Annotated in this window: 13 protein-coding genes; 1 reads left to right on the top strand and 12 read right to left on the bottom strand. The window is 28.4% G+C overall.

What is annotated here, in order from left to right; translation table 4 throughout:
* Positions 1–28 precede the first annotated feature (28 nt).
* From NW238_RS01135 to NW238_RS01120, 4 genes are all read right to left on the bottom strand, one after another.
* The gene (locus tag NW238_RS01135; RefSeq protein ID WP_258451655.1) at positions 29–973 is read right to left on the bottom strand and encodes a hypothetical protein; all 945 of its coding nucleotides are present in this window, start codon (positions 971–973) and stop codon (positions 29–31) included.
* A gap of 814 nt (positions 974–1,787) precedes the next feature.
* Positions 1,788–3,689: a DEAD/DEAH box helicase gene (locus tag NW238_RS01130; RefSeq protein WP_258451654.1), complete on the bottom strand. Its 1,902-nt coding sequence runs from the start codon at positions 3,687–3,689 to the stop codon at positions 1,788–1,790.
* Between the two features lie 8 nt (positions 3,690–3,697).
* The gene (locus NW238_RS01125; RefSeq protein WP_258451653.1) at positions 3,698–4,936 is read right to left on the bottom strand and encodes a ParB/RepB/Spo0J family partition protein; all 1,239 of its coding nucleotides are present in this window, start codon (positions 4,934–4,936) and stop codon (positions 3,698–3,700) included.
* A complete protein-coding gene (locus NW238_RS01120; protein WP_258451652.1) occupies positions 4,936–8,349 on the bottom strand; it encodes a hypothetical protein in 3,414 nt (1,137 codons plus the stop codon). Before NW238_RS01120 ends, NW238_RS01125 begins: the two co-directional genes overlap by 1 nt.
* Before the next feature lie 335 nt (positions 8,350–8,684).
* On the opposite strand from NW238_RS01120, the gene NW238_RS01115 reads away from it, so the two are divergent.
* Positions 8,685–8,816 carry a hypothetical protein gene (locus tag NW238_RS01115; RefSeq protein WP_258451651.1) on the top strand — a complete coding sequence of 44 codons (132 nt, stop codon included), beginning with the start codon at positions 8,685–8,687 and terminating at the stop codon, positions 8,814–8,816.
* Positions 8,817–8,970: 154 nt separating this feature from the next.
* On the opposite strand, the gene NW238_RS01110 is transcribed toward NW238_RS01115, so the two are convergent.
* From NW238_RS01110 to NW238_RS01075, 8 genes are all read right to left on the bottom strand, one after another.
* On the bottom strand, positions 8,971–10,242 hold the full coding sequence (locus NW238_RS01110) for a hemolysin family protein (protein WP_216505649.1): 1,272 nt from the start codon (positions 10,240–10,242) through the stop codon (positions 8,971–8,973).
* On the bottom strand, positions 10,242–11,678 hold the full coding sequence (locus tag NW238_RS01105; protein WP_258451650.1) for a replicative DNA helicase: 1,437 nt from the start codon (positions 11,676–11,678) through the stop codon (positions 10,242–10,244). The genes NW238_RS01110 and NW238_RS01105 overlap by 1 nt, the downstream gene beginning before the upstream one ends.
* Positions 11,668–12,123: a 50S ribosomal protein L9 gene (rplI, locus tag NW238_RS01100; protein WP_216505651.1), complete on the bottom strand. Its 456-nt coding sequence runs from the start codon at positions 12,121–12,123 to the stop codon at positions 11,668–11,670. The genes NW238_RS01105 and rplI overlap by 11 nt, the downstream gene beginning before the upstream one ends.
* Positions 12,123–14,081, bottom strand: coding sequence for a GGDEF domain-containing protein (locus NW238_RS01095; RefSeq protein WP_216505652.1), 1,959 nt, complete (start codon positions 14,079–14,081; stop codon positions 12,123–12,125). The genes rplI and NW238_RS01095 overlap by 1 nt, the downstream gene beginning before the upstream one ends.
* A 75-nt stretch (positions 14,082–14,156) precedes the next feature.
* Entirely contained in the window at positions 14,157–16,982 is a 2,826-nt protein-coding gene (gene uvrA, locus NW238_RS01090; protein WP_258451649.1) for an excinuclease ABC subunit UvrA, read from the bottom strand.
* A gap of 11 nt (positions 16,983–16,993) precedes the next feature.
* Positions 16,994–18,979 (bottom strand): excinuclease ABC subunit UvrB, encoded by a 1,986-nt coding sequence (gene uvrB / locus NW238_RS01085; RefSeq protein ID WP_258451648.1) that lies wholly within the window; start codon positions 18,977–18,979, stop codon positions 16,994–16,996.
* 179 nt (positions 18,980–19,158) lie between these two features.
* Positions 19,159–19,386, bottom strand: a complete 228-nt coding sequence (locus NW238_RS01080; protein WP_216505655.1) for a DUF2188 domain-containing protein — start codon at positions 19,384–19,386, stop codon at positions 19,159–19,161.
* 89 nt (positions 19,387–19,475) lie between these two features.
* Positions 19,476–20,714, bottom strand: coding sequence for a YitT family protein (locus NW238_RS01075; RefSeq protein ID WP_258451647.1), 1,239 nt, complete (start codon positions 20,712–20,714; stop codon positions 19,476–19,478).
* Positions 20,715–20,898: the final 184 nt, after the last annotated feature.

Genomic DNA, 20,898 nt, shown 5'->3' with positions numbered 1-20,898 from the left:
TGTTTTAGACATTAATGTGGCATATAATCTATTTTTTAACTGCCAAAACACATTTTATTTCATTTATTAGTTTCATTTTAACTGAATCGATATCAGAATCATTATTTATTCAAACAATTTTTTTGGCTGATTTTTTTGCTATATTTTTTCAATCGCTATTTGTTAAATATTCTTGATAATATTTTTGATATAGATCGTAATTATCTTGTTCAAGTTTTCTTCTAATATCTTTTGCAGATTTTTTTAATCTTCATTCATTTATTCTTTCGAGTGGAGCCATAAATATAATTAATAAATCAAGTTTAGGTTTAACAGATAAAAAATATTGGTATTTTTTTCTTAATTTATGCCACTTATTTTTTTCTTCTTGAGTAAATATATTTTCTCGGCACAAAACATCGCCATATAAGAAACTGTCACTCATGTACCGATCAAAAAATACATTAGAATCAATCAATTGAGCTTCCTCAATAAATTTAGCTTGATTAGTGAAAAATAATTTTTGTGACCTAAAGAAATTATTTTTATTCTTCAATGCATTTAAATAATCGTTATTTTCGTTTGGTTCATCATTTTCGTTTAAATATTCTCTTTCATCCATTAATTTAAATTCATATTTATCCAATAAATCTTGAACTTCTTGAGAATTTAAAACAACGCTTTTTCCCACACATCCAGGACCTGTAATCCCAATAAGAATTTTTTTGTTTTTTCTAACCTTAACATAGATATATAAAGATAATATAGAGAAACAAATATTCATAACAATAACACTAAGATCAATGGTACCAACCCCAGCAAAAAATATAATAGAACATAAATTTTTAAATTGTCACATTAGTCACGATTCTTCAAAACCTAAAATCGTCATAATAAAAGAAACAATTAAAAAGGTATCAATACTTATTGCTAAAAATTTAGCTAAATGAAATATCTTGAAGTAATCGCCAAAACTTAAATTTTGATGAATCATCTTCCCATATAAGTATGTAAGATAAGGTATTAAAAAGTATAAGGTTGCAAAACAAAATATTCACAATAGAACAAATAATATTCATAGGTTTTTATTTAAATTAAATTTCTTAATTTTATTTTTGTATTTAATTTTTATTCAAAAAAATATATAAGTTGGCATGTAAATAAACATATAAATAATAAAATCGCCAATTAAATTAATTGAAATTGCATATAATGCAAACAAAACAGAATTCAATATAGCCAATAGAAAAGCTCAATGTAATCTTGTGTAAAACCACCATGTTGCAAGCAATCCAGATATTGTTGAAAGAGCAACAACTATTCCAATAATTTTGGAATACAAATTCATATCTCGGTCTCAAATAAACTTATTTTCACTTATGGAATAAATCGAAAACACGGTTGACAATAGCGAAATAAATACAATTAAATATATTTCGCTTTTTTTAGTTTTGATCATTTTCATATAACACAAATCCTTTAAAAATATTTATGTATTATTTGCTGATAATCTATTTTTAATATAAAAACAAAAACCTAAATACTTAATCCACTTAACGTACCTTAAAACACCGTTAAATTATAACATATTAAATATTTGTAAATAGTGGTTTTGCTTGACAATAGCCACAATCAATATAAAATTACTCCGTACAAGGAGATGTAATTTTTATTGTCAGTAAAATTTGTTTTAATAACAAAATTAATAATCTTAATTGCAATTATGACATTAAATGGCGTATTATAGACAATTAATTAAATTATTCAGTTTTAAACATATTTTAGTGATTATTTTATATAATGAAAAACTATTTTCCATTATTTTTGACAAGGTTTTGGTTTAAGTCTCTTAGAATGAATTTAATATCATCATCAGTACTAAATGTGTGTCCTTCAAGCATTTTATTTTCAATAGCTTCATTCATGATATTTTCTTTATAACTTAGTCGCTCATATATTTTTTTCATTAAATTAAACTCAAAATATGGGAAACGATATGATTGAGTAATAAAATGATATTGTGTGTAATCATTATCATTTAAGCCAATTCTGTGTATTCTATTTTTAGATTGCAAAAAATGCACTAAATTATAACTTAAGTCATAATATATTGCATCATGAGCTATTTTATGAAATGAAACAGATTCACCCAAAGTGTGAGGATTGGTTATTAGAACATCATAATGTCCATTTTTATAATCGTTTATAATTTTTGAACGTTCCTGTTCGTTTGTTGAACCATATATTTTTATGCTTTTAATTCCATTTTTATTTAAAAACATTTCGAATAATTGTATGGTTCGTGTAAAAATACATCATAATATGATTTTTTTATCTTCTGAAATAAGTTTTTTAATAATATCTACTGTTTTCTTAAATTTTGATGAAATTGTTAAATCTCCAATGTCTAAACTTATATCCTGAAAAGTTTGATTGAACAATTCCGATTCATCCCAGAAGTTTTGCACATCATAATCAATGTTCTTTTCGGATAATAAATATGGGTTTGATTCTAATTCGAGAAGCAAAATAATCTTTTGTAACGGGTTAATAACCGAATCATTAATTTCCTCGAAAATTTTTAATTCATGAGAACTAGCATCACATGTGTGAATGATATCTGGCAGTGGTGATTTAATGTTCAGATCCTTCTTTGATGTTCTGATAAAGAAAGGATATAAATCTCTATTAACACTTTTCATAGTCAATTCGTCATTATTTTTAGATGCAGCGTCCAAAATTTCGCGTTCGTAAGGAAAAAAGTTTTTAATTTCAGCACCAAAAATTAAATTTGCATATACATATAAATCGAGATAACTATTGGGTAGGGGAGTACCCGTCATTAAAATTATTCCTGCGTTATTATTGGATTGAATCATTTGCAACCATTTTGTTGAGCGGATACCATCAGGATTTTTTATTTTGTGAACTTCATCAAAAACTACCAACGTATTAGCATCTAAAACATAGTTAGCGATAGTTGAAAAAGAATTAACATTTTCGTAATTGATTAGAATTAAATTTTTAGTTCTAAAGAATGCAATATTATTTTTGTTATTATTTAGAATTTGATAATCAAGCTTAATGTTGTTTCCAAACGTTTCCTTTCATTCATTGATTCAAGAATCGAAAGAGTTTTTAGGACATATAACCAAAATTTTTGTGTTTGGACACGCATCATAAAGCGCTGCGAATACGGCTAAAGTTGTGCATGTTTTGCCGGCTCCCGGAACTGAAAAATTACATGACTTATTCATAACATAGTTAAAGAATGAATTAATCAATTGTTGTTTTTTCAATGGTCTAATAAGATACTTAGAAATCTTTTTACTAAAAATGTTTAAACTTTCAGTTAGTTTATCATTGAATGATGAATTTTTTAGGTCAATACCTATATTTTTGCGTGATTCAATTTCTAATATTTTTTGTTCTATATTTTTCTTTAAATTACTTTCATAATTTATTTTAATATTTAAATTTTGACAAATATCTTCTATATTATTTATTATTTTTTTGTAAATTTGCGTAGCTAACGATGATTTAATTAAAATTGAAGAGCGTTTTTTAGATTGAAAAACATCAATATATTTACTAAGATTAGAAAGTTTGTATTTTTTACTAGAATAAAAGGAAATTAATTCATTTTCGTCAAAAAACAATTCTAAATAATCTTCGTTATCTATAATAATTTTACGTAAAAAAGCAGACATATTTTAATTTACTTCTTAATTAATTTTAATTTTAATTCTGTCGTTTTTTCCAGCAATATATCAATTGACTCTTGTAATGCTTTTTTAGTCTCCTTATCACATAAATAAATAAAATCCATGTCAATCTCATTTATTTTTTTGATTGAATCTTGAATCAATAATAACGGCTTATCTTTTTCTTGGCTATATGAACTTTTTTCAACTATTGATTTAACAATATAATTCAGTTCAGAATCAATATTTGTAAATGCTAATTCCTTGAAAAAATCTTCCGGTTGTTCTAATTTTTTGTCTGAAGATAAATGCTTTTCTAAAATATCTAGCGTTTTATCTAAATATTGGTGTTCATTTTCAATTAATTCGCGAGCATAGTTAGGCGTTTTCACAACATTAGAAAATTGACGCATATAACGGGTTTTATCTCCTGATTGATTAGTCAATAAGTTCATAAATAATATTTTCTTAAGTGACTCTTGTTCCTCTTCATTTAGACCGTTATTTTTAGCGAATTTTAATATTTTTACACATTCTAAAATGGGATCGTGTCAGGCGTTGTTTCTTGCGATATAGTACTGACCATCAGCATTTATAAAACTTAATAATTCACATAGAAATTCGGCGTTTTCAATTCTTTTCTTAATTTCGGCTCTAGAAATATTTGCTGCCGTCGAATATTCATCAATAGTTATTATTTCATTTAAAACAATATCTTTATAGGCGCCTAACATAGTCTCGATTGGAGAATATCCAACCTTCTCATCCTCACCTAATTGAATATTCAATTCCAATAATTTAATTCGTTTGTTATCGCTGTTTATATTCAAGTCTAAAATCGCAGCCTTAAATTTATATTTGTTTGGTACAGCAGCATTCTCTCTTTGAAGCATTCTTAAACACGTGAATCTTCTATTTCCATCAATTATTCTTCCGTCAGCTAATACAACGCCTGGTTTTATTTGACCGATAGTTTTAATATTTTCTTTAGTACTATTTAGACGAGCGACATTACTTTCTCTGATTCATGTTTCAAACTTGTTATTGTATGCTTCAATATTATTTTCTTTCAAAGCGGTTAATTCGTTTGAATCAGCAGTTGATGATCAAGTAAGAACACGGTCATTTTTATCATTGTAATACAAAGCATCTAATTCTATTTCATATACTTGAAGATTTTGCAATCTTCCGTCAATATATAAATTTAATTTTTCGTTTGTTTTTTTAATTTTATTACTTTCTAGTAGATTCATTATTTCTCCTTAAATTTTTCCAAAAACACATCTTTCGATTTATATATAATTTCAGTTATTTCGTTAAAATAATAGTTATTAAGCTCTTTTATTTTATTCTTCAATTTATAATAATCAATTTCGTAACAATAAAAATCCTTAAAGACATCAATTAAATCACTCAAGTATAGATATTCATGGCCGTTTTGTCAAAAATGTTTATCAATCACAAAATTTATAAAATCCATAAACGATGGTGCACTGGTGTTATTCTTTTTAATAAAAATTAATTGCGATACTGGGATGGCCCATATATCAATATGATATTTCAGTATACTTTCATAAAAATAACTAGAAAAACCTAATTCAATTAGTTTGTGTTTTAGGCCATTTTTTAACAATGACTTAAAAGTGAAATATGTGTTATTTGAATAATATAAACATTTTTTTATGTAATCAAAAATATCATTTACAGTTATTCCTGAATTTAAAGATAATGTATCTAGTGTTGTGAATGAATTTCTATGTTTATCAATAAAGAATATTTTATATTCATACAATAATTTGTATAACGCATTCGATATGTTTTTATCATAATTAAATATATTCGTATTTTTGCAGTTAACTATACTAATATCAGTATCTTTAACAACTCTTTTATCTTTAAAATAAGTTTCATAAAATGCGTTATAAAAAGAACTCAGGTCTTTTTTATACACATATTCACCGGCAATAGTATAATTTATTTTTTCGGTAATATCTAATGTCAAATCAGAAATGTTGGTGTTTAAAATATTATTGATTAACTTAGTAAATTCTTCGACTTTATAAATATTTTTATCAATAATTTTTTTAGCCGATTTTATTTCTTCAATTGTTGGATTGAAGTTATTTTCAATTGATAAATAATCGTTTTTATATTTGTATTTTGAAATAAATTCCGAATTATTCGCTCGTATTGAGGCTTCTTTAAACCCAAATTCTTCGGAGTATTTTCGGAAGAATTCACTAATCTTAATAGGGTAATCTAATTTTAAATATTCCGCCAATTGTTTATTTCTATCTGCGTTACCAATTTCAATGTAAGGCATTCTTTTTATTGAAACATTTTTAAGCAAATTGTATCTTTCTTTAAGTTTACGCAATAGAGAGTGTAAAATGTACTCATTATTTAAATCGTATTTATAAATCAAAGCTTTATTTTCCTTAAATAAAATTTTTGTCGAAATTAATTTATCATTATAATTTTCAAGTTTTAATTCATCTATGAAATCCATTCATTCTTCTATAGAGTATTTTTCAATATCATAATATCTAGATTCCTTACCATATGAAATTAAAGCATGTGTGGAATCAACCAAAATTCTTTCTAATAATCTATAATCTGCAACTAAACTATTACTGATAAAATCATTGAAATTATTATCATTTATAAATTTAATTAATTTTTCAAATAAAACTTCGTTACTTACCAATTTGGTTCCAAAGCTTTTAAGTACATAAATAACTAATGATGAGTTATCAACTTTTAAAAAATTATTGTCTATCATAGTTATTTTGTATTCGTTTATAAGAATCTCCGAAAATTTAACTTTTATTTTCGGGGGTATCAAAGGGTCATAAAATGCTTTAACAAATTTAACATTTCCTTTATTTGAAGTATTTCGGATAAACATACTTTGCAATTCGTTTAGAATAAAATATTTTGAAATTATTTGTAAAGTTATGTCATAATTTTCATATAGATATGAGTATATATACTCAGAAACATTTATTCCTGTATCTGTAACATGCGAAATTATTTTATTTTCATTTAAAGTTTGCTGGACTAGAGCGATTTGGTTTATTCCTATATGTTCATAATATATGAAATTGTCTCAAAAAGAAAGATTATTGCTTAATCTTAGTTTTTTAATAAATTTTTCCGTATTAATATCGTTTAATTTTAATAACATTTTAGTTATTTCATGAACATGTACTGGTAGTTTTTGGTCTTTCAAAAAAGAAATAACAAACTCATAATATATATCTAAAATTTCATCTTCATTTATATTTAAAAAAGAATCTTTGTTTGATATAAATTTTATTAATGACTCATTAAACATAACATGGTAATTCAACATTTCATTTCATCATCTTATGTATGATTTTATTTTTTTATGTCTTAGTTCGATAATCCCAGGAATATAAAATTTTTGGTTTTTCCATAATTTTACAGCGCGAGATTGTTTAACTGGTGTTAAGTTATTTAGTTTTACAAATTCGTATAATTCGCTTAAACTTTTCGCTTTAATAATATCTGCGCTTCTCAATAATTCAGAATTATCACTTAAATTAAAGTACTCTTTCGGATAGTCAAGAACCTCTTGAGGTACATCTAAATCACTGGTTTTAAAATAGCGTAAGTTATCAAGCGGATAAATTACTTTTGCTATTCAAACCTTTTTTAGACGATTTAATTTGTTTAGTCACAACTCCGGAAATTCCTCAGTTGGTTCAATTAGTGATTTAACATCTTTTTTAGTCATCAAATCATGCAAATTGTAGTATCCATAACTCTCTAATATCTTGCGTTTCCTTATATTCAAATCAATAAAATTAGAAATTGGTTTAAATATTTCTAAATATGATAAGTCCAGACATTGTTCTCATTCAGTATAAGCACAAGTGACATTATTTTTTGAACGTTCTTCATTCTTATTTTCGCAAAACTCGTTAGACTTAACTGGGTCTTCTAATATCAGTGTATTGATGTATTCATAGTCAGATTCATTTAGAATAGTCTTAAAATTGAAGTCTTCAATAACAAACGCCTTAACATTTAAATTAATGGACTCTGAATTTATCTGAACTTCCGTTATGTTTAATTTGGATAACAAGAAATTAATTAATTCATAATTGTATTTAACAACGTGATTTGTGTAGTTGCAATTTTTATATAAGTTTTCGTAAAAATTTAATATTTTGCAGATGTCAATCAAATTTGAACGAGTGTAAAATAATTGGTCCGCTAGTACGTTAATAAATTTATTCACTTTTTTTCTTTCTTGCAAATTTAAATAAATAAATTGTGTTAATTCAAATAAATTATCGATACAGGTTTCTTCTAATAAAATTGAATGATTATAATTTTTAAATTCAAAATATTGAACTGGATAGCTATAAAATGAAGAATTAATCCCATCAAGATTAAAAAAAGTTAAGTTTTCAAAATCTAGATTAACTACAAAAGTTTTACGAATTTTTTTAATTTCATTAGTTAAATTACAATAGTCTTTCTCATTTAATTTCCCAACATACATATTTAAATCTAGGCCGGTTAATTCATTTAATGTTTCAATTTTTATTGATTCTAAAAATTCAGAAATTTCATCATTAAAATTTATAAGTTCTTTTCAGCTTTTATATCGATCAAAAAAATTAATAATTTTCATAAATTAATTATATTACTCGCCTAATTTTTTTTCATTTTTTTTACATTAATAAAATAAATTCTGGAAAATACTAATTTTTTGATTTTAATTCGTCCTATAAGCATTTTATTAAAATTTATAACTATAAAAATAAATTCAAGGAGAATTATGCATTATAAAACTGATTTTCCACTACGTTTTGGTCTTAGCGTTTATTAAGAGTGATTTGCAATAGTTGAAAATTATTGCGAGAAACATCATTTTTGCCTATACAAACAACATCTATTATTAAAGAATGTCAATGATCCGACCAGTTGATTATTAAAATTACTATATTAAAATGTTCAACACTAATAATGAAATATTACAATTATAAATTAAAATTTAAGATACAAAACGCATCATTAAAATATAAAGAAAAAATAGTAAACAATACTCATAACTTATGAAGTAAAGTTAAACCAGCGAAGGATGGTGTGTTTACATAATTAAAAATGTTCAAATTAAAAATCATTATGAACAAGCCATAAATAATTATGTATATTGGAGGTTATTTATATTTACAATGAAAACATTGTTACGCAATCTGTCATATTTATATAAACATATAATATAAAAAATATTGGGATTTACCCAATATTATTATATTTCCATTGTTGGTTCGATATTGACAGGTGCCTGTGTTCCAATCTCGATTTCAAAACGATAATGTTTTTGTTTGGTTGTCGGCGATGTTAACACTTTAAATGAGACGCCATCTACTTCAAATTTAGTGTTTTTATTTAATTTTTCTGTGTGTTTGGTTTTTGCTCATTTTTCCAATGTTGAGTTCAATTCCTCATCTGATAATTTTAATTCTAAATTCATTTGTTTTAGCACTTGTTTCATTTTAACGCCACCAGAAACATGGAATAATTCAAGACTAATTTCGAAGAATTCTTTTAATTCGTCCTCATCATATTCATCATATATTTCACCAACTATTTCTTCAAGAATATCCTCAATAGTGATTATTCCCAAGATTTCACTCGAAGACATATTATTTGTGACAAATGCCATTTGCGCCCGTTCAAATCTTAATCTCTCCAGTGCTGAAGCTAAGGTTGAATTAGCACTGATAGTTGGTACAGATTTCATATAAGTTATGACTTTACCTTTTTTCAGGAAGAAGATATCCTTTAATAAAACAATACCTAGGAATTGACCATCTTTTTCAATAGGCAGTCTTGAATAGTTTGTCTTTTTAAACATTTCTTGCGCTTGCACAATAGTTGCATTATATGGTAGATAAGACATATCTTTAATTTTAATATAATGTTTTCTAATTTTGGTTGTGTCTAAATCCAAAGCGTTTTGCGCCATGATGCTTTCATTAGCTTCTAAAACGCCTTCGGTGTGAGCTACATCCAAAAGATTTTTAACATCTTGTTCAGTGTTTGTTATATAAATACTTTTACTAATCCTACCGATTAATCAACAAATTGGGAAAAATACTCAGTACAGAACTTCCAAAACATAACAAAATGTTTTGGCGACTTTTTCTGGGTGTGCTTTAGCAATTAATTTTGGTAAGATTTCACCAACAATAACAATAACAGGAGTTAAAACAGCAGTTGAAATTAGAGCCGAATATTGTTCAACAGAAGCACTTAAGTTTTTCGAAAGTAAGTATGAAACAGCTGCTGAAAGACCAATATTAACTAAGTTATTACATATTAGAATCAAACCTAGCATACGGTTAAAAAATTTGTATTGTTTCTTAATCAATTTTGAACCAAATTCTTTTTTATCAATCATTGTTTCAAGCTTGCCCGGATTCAATGTTGAGTATGCAGTTTCACAACTACTAAAAATCGAACTACAAAGTAGTAAGAATACTAATATTGGAATTAGTATGATACTGAGTCTATCCATTAATTATCACCTTCTATTTCTTTAAACTCATCGTAAAAATTTACGTCGGTAAATTTACCAATATGTGGTAAAAATCTTAGGCCGATTTTACCCGTTTGGCCATTACGGTGTTTTGCTAAAATTAATTCAGTAACTTCACCGATATTTTTGCTTTCGTTTTCGACTTCTATATCTTTATTTTTTGAATTATAGTAGTTTTCACGGTATAAAAACATTACAATATCGGCATCATTTTCAATAGAACCCGATTCACGAAGGTCAGCTAGCATAGGTCTTTTGTCTTCACGCGTTTCGGTTTGACGGTTTAATTGAGACAATACTAAAATTGGTACATTTAACTCAAGGGATAGTGTTTTTAGACTTCTTGAGATTCTAGTAATTTCCAGTTGTCTATTTTCCCCACCACGACCTTTTGTAGTTGATGAAATTAATTGTAAATAGTCAACTACGATTAAATCAATTGGTTCTACTTTATGCAAACGACGACATTTTCATAAAAGAGTTTGCAGTTCGTTTTCGTAAGTATTATCAATAAAAAGATTTAAACGGTCAATCCAATTATTTTTAGTTGCATTAATTTTTAAAATCTCATCGTCAGTTAATAATTGTGGTTTTTTAAGTTTATACTGATCCACACCAGACATAAATGAATAAATTCTACCCATTAGTTGTTTAGGGGACATTTCCAGACTGAAGAATGCAACACGACGATTGCGTTTAGTAACTTTATTTTTTGACCTAGCAACATTGACTGCAATATTTAATGCTAAGGCTGTTTTACCAATACCGGGTCTGGCAGCTAAAATCAGTAATTCCGATCCATGTAGACCTTGAGTGGCAACATCAATGTCTTTAAAGCCAGTTGGAATTCCCCTGATAGAGTTTGGGTCAGCATTTTTTAAAGTGTTTAACTCATCATAATATTCATCACTAACTGATTTCGCAGTTAAAAAGTCTTCACCATCTTTAGCTCGATCAACATCCATTAACAATTTTTGAATTTGGTTAATTAACGAATTTTCATCTAAATTATGGTCTAATCTGTTAAGTTGATTTTGCATTTCGCTAATTCTTGCTTGAATAGTTCTTAATTTCGTTAATTTGATTAATTCTTCTAAATAATTTTGGATATTAGAAGGCAAACCTGCCGAGGCATAAACTTCAGTTAATAGCATTGGTGTTACTAATGTTTCATTAGTTTTTTTAGCTAATTCAAGTATTTGTTGGTTGTTAATACCGATATTGTTTTTATACAAATGAGACAATACAATAAAAAGTCGTTTGTGTTCAACGACTGCAAAATCTTCTTCCAATAAGTAAGGAATAACATTGTCGGCGTATTTATTATCCGAAAGCACTACTCCTAAAATATTTTTCTCATACAGAACATTAATGTGAATTGAGTTACCGGACGAATTTTCTGGTTTATTTAACATTGACTTGTACCTCTACTTTAAATTTAGCTACAATATCCTTGTATAAAATTATATCAATTTCATGTAAACCGTTTGACACAATATGAACTTTTTGCACTGAATATTTATCAAGTTTGTAGCCTTTTTTAACTAAATCTCTGTTGATATCTTTAGTAGAAATTGATTTATGCACGATTAAATTTCCGTGGGCATCAATTAAAGCATCTAACTGGTAAGTTAATTTGTCATTTTCTAATTGTTGCTTCAATTCAAGAGCCTTAGCACGAATTTCCATTTCGTCATTAGTCATATCTTTAAGACGTTTATCTAATTGGTATTTAGTTTTTTCGTTGTATGGAACCCCAAAACCTTTGGCAACCAAAAAGTTAGCCCCATAGCCATCTGATACTTCAATAATGGTATTAGCTTTACCATCTTTACAATCTTTTAATAGTATTATTTTCATTATTTCACACTCACAATCGCTTGTTTAATATTATCTATAAATGTTTCTAGGTCATCAGTAGAAACTGCTGCTGCTGCTGCAAAACCTCCACCACCACCGACACCTTCACAAATTATTTGAACATTTGTGTCAATGCCACGAGCTGATAATTTGTATTTATCGCCTTTTTCTTGTCGAGCTACAACAAAACTTGCTCTCCGGCCATCGATTCTTAAAATTTCTTCTGCCGTAATAGAAATTAAATCGTCTGACATTGGAACGTCAGCATATGCAAGGAAAAATCCTTCTTTCACTTCTTCCAACGATTCCAGCATTTTATTTACCTTGGCATAAGTTTCAGCATCTATTTTTAATGCATTAGCCGCTACTGTTGAATTCGCTCCTCTGGTTTCCAATCAACTTGCTGCCTCAAAAGTTTTAGATGTTGCGTGTTTTTGGAATTGTAATGTATCCAAACAAATTCCGTTTAATAACATTTGAGCAGTAATTAAATCAACAACCACTTTGCGTTTTGAAAAAATTAACATCTCGGTAACCAATTCACTGGCCGATGAAGCTGAAGTTGCAATAACTCTGTTTTCTTTTGGTGCAAAATCAATTGATAACTTCATTCTGTGATGATCTAAAATGAAGATATTTTCCGACTTGACATTTTTTATTGCTTCTGGATTGTCCGTACGTGTAGGATGAGCATTATCCACAAAGAAGACAATTGTATTCTCGTCAGAAATTTTATTTGCAACCTGAGGTTTAATAAAATTGTCTCCAATGTTTTCTCAATATTGTTGTAAGACTTTTTTAGTTGTAGAGTCTTGTGTGGCAGAACATATATATACTTGTTTACCATATGTTTTGCATAAAGCTAAAACCCCCATCGCTGAACCAATCGCATCTAAATCTGCCACGGCATGTCCATAGATAATTACCTTATCTAATTTTGGATTGAGTAATCTTTGTTCTACTAAACCAGTTAGGTTTCGAATTCTAGTTCTATCAACGCTAGGTAGAATTTCTGTTGTTGAACCAAAGTAAATTGGATGATCATATGGAGATAAAACAACAACTTGATCACCACCACGTCCTTGTGCCTGTAATAAGGCGCTTTTTGCTAAATCTATTTTAGTTTGATATTCATTGGCCCCATATGCAAAACCGGCTGAAACTGAAACTACAATGTTATTGTTATCGGTTTTAAGAACTTGGTGTAATTTATCAAAGAATTCGAACTTAGCCTCTATCATCTTATCTAGTGAAATTTTGTTTGTAACAAGTAAAAATTTCCCATTAGTATTGTATTGACGATAAATCAAATTATATGTTTGAACTAAATTGTCTAGAACTGTAATAACGCTTTTATTGAGGTTGTATAGCTGTTCCTCAGAAAGAATTGATTGATATAGTCAGTAATTATCAATTTCAAGTTCGCCGACTACTGCTTGTTCTTGACTGTAAATCTGCATGCTTCTTTTTTCAAGAGAATTATCTCTAATCGAAACATAGTTATTCAAAGGAAACACAGAAGCTACGTAATACGAGTTTTCGTGTTTAAATTCATATTCTCTTTTCTTTTCGGAAAAATTAACAAAAATCGATTCGAAAAATTTATGTAATTTTAAACCTACTAAATGTTTGCCAAAGCGGGTGCGAATAAACTCACTTGTTTGGATTATATTGCCGCTCATATCGTAAATTATTGTACCTACTTGATTATGAACCATTATTTCATCAACAAATTTACTATATGAAGATTTTATTGATGATTGGTTAGAAATAAAAGTTTTAATTGATAACACAATAAAAGTGCCAGTCAATACCGAGCTTAAAATCAGTAGCGATGTAAATATTGCTGATCAAACTTTTGCCACATCTAATCAAAGCATTATAAATGAGGCGACTACTAAAAATATTGTCATAATCGCAACCAAAATGTAAAGGATTAATTTTCTTTTTAAATTCATATTTAGAATTATATATAAAAATACAGAATATTTTCTCAGATATTGTTATAAATGCAATAAAAAAACGGAAATCCGTTATTTTAAGTATTTTTTTAAGTACTGGCCGGTAAAACTCTGTTCACATTGAGCAACTTGTTCAGGAGTGCCTGAAGCAACTATTTTGCCTCCATTGACACCACCCTCTGGCCCTAAATCAATGATGTAATCAGCACATTTAATGACATCTAAATTATGTTCAATAACAATAACTGTATCACTGCCATCAACAATTTTGTTTAAGACATCTAATAATTTTTTAACATCGTGTGGGTGCAAACCAGTTGTTGGTTCATCAAGTACATAGACAGTCTTTCCGGTTGGTTTTTTCTGTAAGTAAGTTGCCAATTTGACTCTTTGCGCCTCGCCTCCACTCAGTGTTGTTGAAGGCTGACCTAATTTAATATAACCCAGACCAATTGATTGAATTACTGCTAATTTTTCTTTAATTTTTGAACGATTTGCAAAGAAATCGTGAGCTTCATCAACACTCATATTCAATACATCTGATATGTTTTTTCCACGATATTTGATTTCAAGTGTTTCAAGTGTATAACGTTTGCCGTCACAGTCATCACAAGCAATATAAACGTCAGGAAGAAAATGCATTTCAATTTTTATTACACCATCTCCACTACATTTTTCACAACGTCCGCCCGGGACATTAAAACTAAAATTAGATTTTGTATAACCTCTTGATTTAGCTTCAGTAGTTGAAGCGAAAAGATCTCTAATATCATCGAAAACTGAAATATGTGTTGCCGGGGTTGAACGAGGTGTTCGTCCAATCGGACTTTGAGAAATTGGAACAACTTTATCAATAGCTTGAATATTATTAATTGACTTAAATTTACCCAATTTATCGGTACTTTTATTGACAACTCTTTGTATTCCTTTTACGAAAATCTCATTTACTAATGTGCTTTTGCCCGATCCACTCATACCTGTGACAGCAATAAATTTGCCAAGCGGAAATTTAACATCAATATCTTTAAGATTATTTTCCTTAGCACCATAAATTGTTACAACCTGACCATTTCCAGAACGACGAGATTTTGGTACATCAATAGACAGCTTACCACTTAAATACTGTCCAGTTAGTGATTCCGGACAATTTTTAATATCTTCCAAACTTCCTTGCGCAACAATATTGCCACCTTGTGCTCCCGCCAACGGTCCAATATCCACCAAATGTTCTGCAGCTCTAATGGTGTCTTCATCATGTTCTACAACAATTAAAGTGTTGCCGATTTCGACCATGTTTTTCAATGTATTAATTAGTCTTTCATTATCTTTTTGATGAAGTCCAATCGATGGTTCATCTAGTACATATAAAACACCAGTCAAATTAGAACCGACTTGCGTTGCTAATTTAATACGCTGACTTTCGCCACCAGATAGTGTTTCAGCACTACGATTTAAACTTAAATAACTTAAACCTACATTTTGCAAAAATGTTAGTCTATTTATTAGCTCTGTAATAATCAGTGAAGAAATTTGAACTTCGGTATCCTGTAATTCGATGTTTTCAATTGTAAATAAGGCCTCTTCGATTGATTGTCTGGCAAAATCGTCAATGTTCATACCATTGATTTGTACAGCTAAAGCATATTTATTTAAACGTGAATAATTGCAACGTGAACATGGATATGAACCCATATATTTTTTTAATCAATCTCTCACTGCTTGAGATGCTGTTTCCATATATTTACGTTCCACAGTATTTAAAATACCTTCAATGCGTTTAGTTCTTCTTATTCGGTTTCCAGAAGTGGAAGTTAATACATATTCTAATTCTTCATCAGCACCGTATTTAATTATGTCTAATTCTTCTTTGGATAAATCCTCAATTGGGATTGTTTTATCAATTTGATAATGATCTAACAAAATATCAAATTCTTGTCATTCAAGATTTTGAGTATTAACTGTATTTTCATAAATCTTAATGCCACCTTCATTAATGCTTCTTCAAGGTTCAGGCACTAGCGCTTCGAAACTTGCTCGCAAATCAACGCCTAAGCCCTTACATTGATCACAAGCCCCGGCCGGTGAGTTAAAAGAGAATAATCTTGGCTCAATCTTCGGCATCTCAAAATCTTTGTAAAAACAGGAGTGTAATTTTGAAAAAACCTTACTGTAACCATCTGTTGATTCAACCTTAACTAATCCTTTTCCATAATCAGCGGCAACAGATATTGCTTCAGCAATTCTGGCTCTATTTTCTTCGGTTAAAACAACTCTATCAACCACAATATCAATATAATGTTTTGAATTTTTATCCAAATCAATTTTTTCATCAAGGTCATAAATTTGACCATCAATTTTTAGGCGTACAAAACCCTCTTTTTTAAGTTTTTCAATTAAATTTACATGAGTTCCTTTTTCGTTTTCCACGACTGGTGCCAAAATGAATAATTTTGAATCAGGATCTAATGAATAAATTGAATCTAAGATATCTTTATTAGTTTGCGAAGTTATCTCAATTTTGTGTTTTGGACAAAACGGTTTACCAATTCTTGCGAATAATAATCTTAAATAATCATAAATTTCAGTAACAGTACCAACTGTTGAACGAGGGTTATTGTGGGTAGTTTTTTGCTCAATAGCAATTGATGGACTAAGGCCATCAATTGCGTCTACATCAGGTTTATTAGTTCCTCCAAGAAATTGTCTAGCATAATTACTTAAACTATCAACATATCTTCTTCGACCTTCTTCATAAATTGTATTAAATGCTAAAGAAGATTTACCTGAACCCGATAAACCAGTAAAGACAATTAGTTTATTTTTTGGAAGCACTAAATTAATGTTTTTTAAATTGTTTTCTCTAGCACCTTTAATCGTAATGTTTTCTTTTGTTGACATAATCATCTCCTTTAATTACTATTTTCTAATTCGATAATAACATCTCTAATTTCAATAGCTTTTTCATAATCTAAATTTTTGGCCGCTTCATTCATTTTTGCTCTTAATTCGTTAATTAAATCAATTTTCGCTTGTTTTGAATTAGCCTTACGTTTATTATCGCTCAAAAAGAAACTTATTTCTTCGTCCTTGGCATCGTCTAAAAGCGAATCAGGAATATCTTTGATAATAGTTTTAGGCGTAATGTTATGCAATTTATTGTACTCTAATTGTAATTGACGTTTTTCGAGATTATCATCAATAGTTTCTTGCATACTTCTTGAAACTTTATCACCATAAAATAAGACACGGCCATTGGCATTACGGGCGGCACGACCCGCAATTTGAATTAGAGACTTTGTATCACGCAAAAATCCTTCTTTATCAGCATCTAAAACAACAATTAAACTAACTTCTGGTAAATCAATCCCTTCACGAAGTAAATTAATACCAATTACTGTGTCATAGACACCTCTTCTCAATTTTAAAAGAATTCTATTTCTTTCAAAAGTATTGTGTTCTGAGTGAATAAAAGCAACTTTTTCATTTTTTTCAAGATAATGTCTTGTTAATTCTTCCGCTAATCTTTTGGTTGTTGTTAATATTAATGTTCGTTCATTTTTCGATTTTTGTTTCTGTAATTCATCATAGATATCCTCAACTTGATTTTGACTACTTCTAACTTCAATGATTGGGTCTAATAACCCTGTCGGACGCACATATAAACGAGTAATAACACCATATGTTTTATTTAATTCGTATTCCTCGGGTGTGGCTGAAATATAAATTGTTTGAAAATCGAAACTGTTTTCAAATTCATCAAATTTTAAAGGTCTGTTATCTAAAGCACTCGGTAATCTAAAACCATAATCAACAAGAGTTTGTTTACGACTTCTGTCACCTAAATACATTGCTCTTAATTGAGGAAGCATCATATGACTTTCATCAATTATTAATAACGGATTTTTGTCAGCAAAATAATCTAGCAATGTATATGGTCGCTCCCCAGCCTCACGTTTATCGAAATATCTTGAATAATTTTCAATACCATTGCAAACACCAAATTCGCTCAATGAATCCATATCTTTTCTTGTGCGTTCATCTATTCTTTGTGCTTCCAATAATTTTCCATTTTTACTGAAATATTCAATTCTTTCCTCAAGTTCTTTTCCAATTTTTTCGACAACTTGTTTGATTAATTCTGAACCTACAGTGTATGCGTCTCCGGGGAAAATTCTAAACTTTTTATAAGTCTCAAATATTTGTTTTGTAACAGGGTGACAGGTTGAAATCTTTTCTATCTCATCGCCAAAAAAATCAACTCTTATTAAAAATTCAAATGAGTGAGCAGGTCTAATAAAAACTATATCTCCTTTTGAACTAAAACTGCCTAATGTTAATTCAACTTCATTTCGATTATAGTTTTTTTGCACTAATTCCTTTAAAAAGTCATTTCTTTTATATTTGTCTCCAACCTGGATAAAGAATATTTGTTCGCGATATTCTGTTGGATTAAGAGCACCATAAATTGCTGATACCGAAGCAACAACAATTGTATTATTATTAGTTAAAAGAGAATTATACGCAGACATTCTCATTGCTTCAATTTCTTTATTAGTTTGAGAATTTTTTTCAATATATGAATCCGATGAAGGAATATACGCTTCTGGACGATAATAGTCAAAATAAGAAACAAAATATTCAACATTGTTTTCGGGAAAAAAACCTTTCAACTCACTATATAACTGGCTGGCTAAAGTCTTATTATGAGATAACACTAAAACGGGTCGATCAAAATTTTTAATTACATTAGCAATCGTAAAGGTTTTTCCGCTACCTGTGACGCCTTTTAAAACTTGGAATTTTTCGCCGCTATTAATATTATCAACTAATTCATTTATTGCTGATGGTTGATCACCTGCGGGTTTATACTTAGAGTGTAGTTTATAATTAGACATAAAACCTCTTTCATTTATTTAAATTTTATACGTAAATTAGAAATATTGTTATTTTTAATTATTAGTTTAATGTTAATAATTCTATTACGAACCTAATTTAACTTACGAATAATAAAAGCCAATAGAGCATTTCTATTGACTTTTACATGTTTAAAACGAATGTTAATTAAAATTGATAATTATTTTTTCTTTTTATTGCTAATACTGTCTCTAACTTGGCCAGTTTTTCTGTGAATAAGCACAGAACCATTACGTTTTTTTGTTAATTCGTTAGCATAAGCAATTGCTTCCTTTTGGGTATCAAATAATTTGGTTGGTCTTGTGTTGCCTACACCTTTTACTTGCCATTTGCCATTATAAGGAGTAACGTGGTAGACACTTGCTAATGATTTTTCATTTTCTGCCATATTTCCTCTTTCTATCTTTTTTTCTTTAACAATTTAATTTTAATAAAAATGTATAAATAAACTAATAAATAATAATAAATTACTGATTTTTAATTATTTAACATTGTATTTTGATTAATATTTAGTTCTATGTCGCTTTTTTGACGTTTTTCTTTTGAACTAAATAATTTTTTGTGTTTTGTGTTTGCGGTGTAAACGTGTCCATCAACTTTTTTGACATCTAATACAGTCACGAAGGCATTTTCGTCAACGTTTCTGATCATATCTAATAATTGAGCAGCATCAATAAATAAACAGGTTGTTATCAAAATTTGTTGTTTTTGATTTGAATATCCACCACGCGCATCAACTATTGTTGTTGCGTATGTTTTGTCTTTACAATTAAGAATTGCTTGTTGTATTTCATTTACTTTTGAAGAAATAACTTCAACCCTTACTAATTGGAATTTAGGGAAGAATATGTTCAAAGTGATAGCATTTACCAAAATCATCAATACACCAGCTATAAAAGTTGGACTAAAGAAATTTTGCATTGCTCATGGACCTACATTAAAATTTTGATATTCATGTCCCGTTATTGCGTGACCTGCCGGAATATATGTACCAAACAAATTAGCAATAATTAAACATACAAGATGAATCAATAAAAATACTGAACCCATATCACGGAATTTTTTTTTGGACATATAGATAGCTACTATATCAAAACCTGCTGAAGACGATCCGGTTATTAATAACACAGCATTAAAAATAGCTTGCAAAATCCCAAACAACATAGCATAAAAGAATATTGAAAATTCTTTCAAATTTGCAGTATCTCAAATAATAATTTCAACATTTTTTAAAACATCTGCTCCATCTATTGCCGGTAACGAAGTATTGGGGTCAGAGAAAATAAATCAATGCTCAGCCCCAGGAATAGAAGCACATGCAAAACCACTAATTGTTGAGCTAGCTAAATAAGCAAAATTTAATAATGCAAATTTTTTATCTATTTTTTTGTAAGCAAAAACAAATAAGGGGACATTTCCGAGAAAGTTTACCAACCAAAAGAGAATATTAAACAAGGTCTTATCGGTATTAAATATTCTCGTAAAACGACCCAAAGCTTGAGCTAGTGCCCCCAATCCCATTTGGTATAAACCAGTGATTTGAATCATTGTGAATTCAATTACACCGAATATTAAACCAATTACGATTGACAAAGCAATTTGTCAACCTAGCTTATTGATTCTATATAACGTTGAAAAATGTAGAAATGATTGTTTAATTCTATTTCTTTTAATCTCTGTAACTCTTGTTACTTCTAGTTCGTTTGCTTTTTTCATAATCAGTTCTAATTATAATATACAAATATTTTTGTGCTACCAGTTATTTAATTTTTGTCCTTAACTAACAGTTTGTTTTTTACCAATTTACACATCTAACAATAAAAATCATGATTTAATAATAATTTATCATTATGACTAAACAAATAATATGTATTAACTATGTTCCTATTAAAAAAATAAT

Source organism: Mycoplasma zalophidermidis, assembly GCF_024742155.1.
In the GTDB taxonomy this organism is placed as follows: Bacteria; Bacillota_I; Bacilli_A; order Mycoplasmatales; family Metamycoplasmataceae; genus Mycoplasmopsis; species Mycoplasmopsis zalophidermidis.
This window is presented reverse-complemented; position numbering and strand designations above follow the sequence as displayed.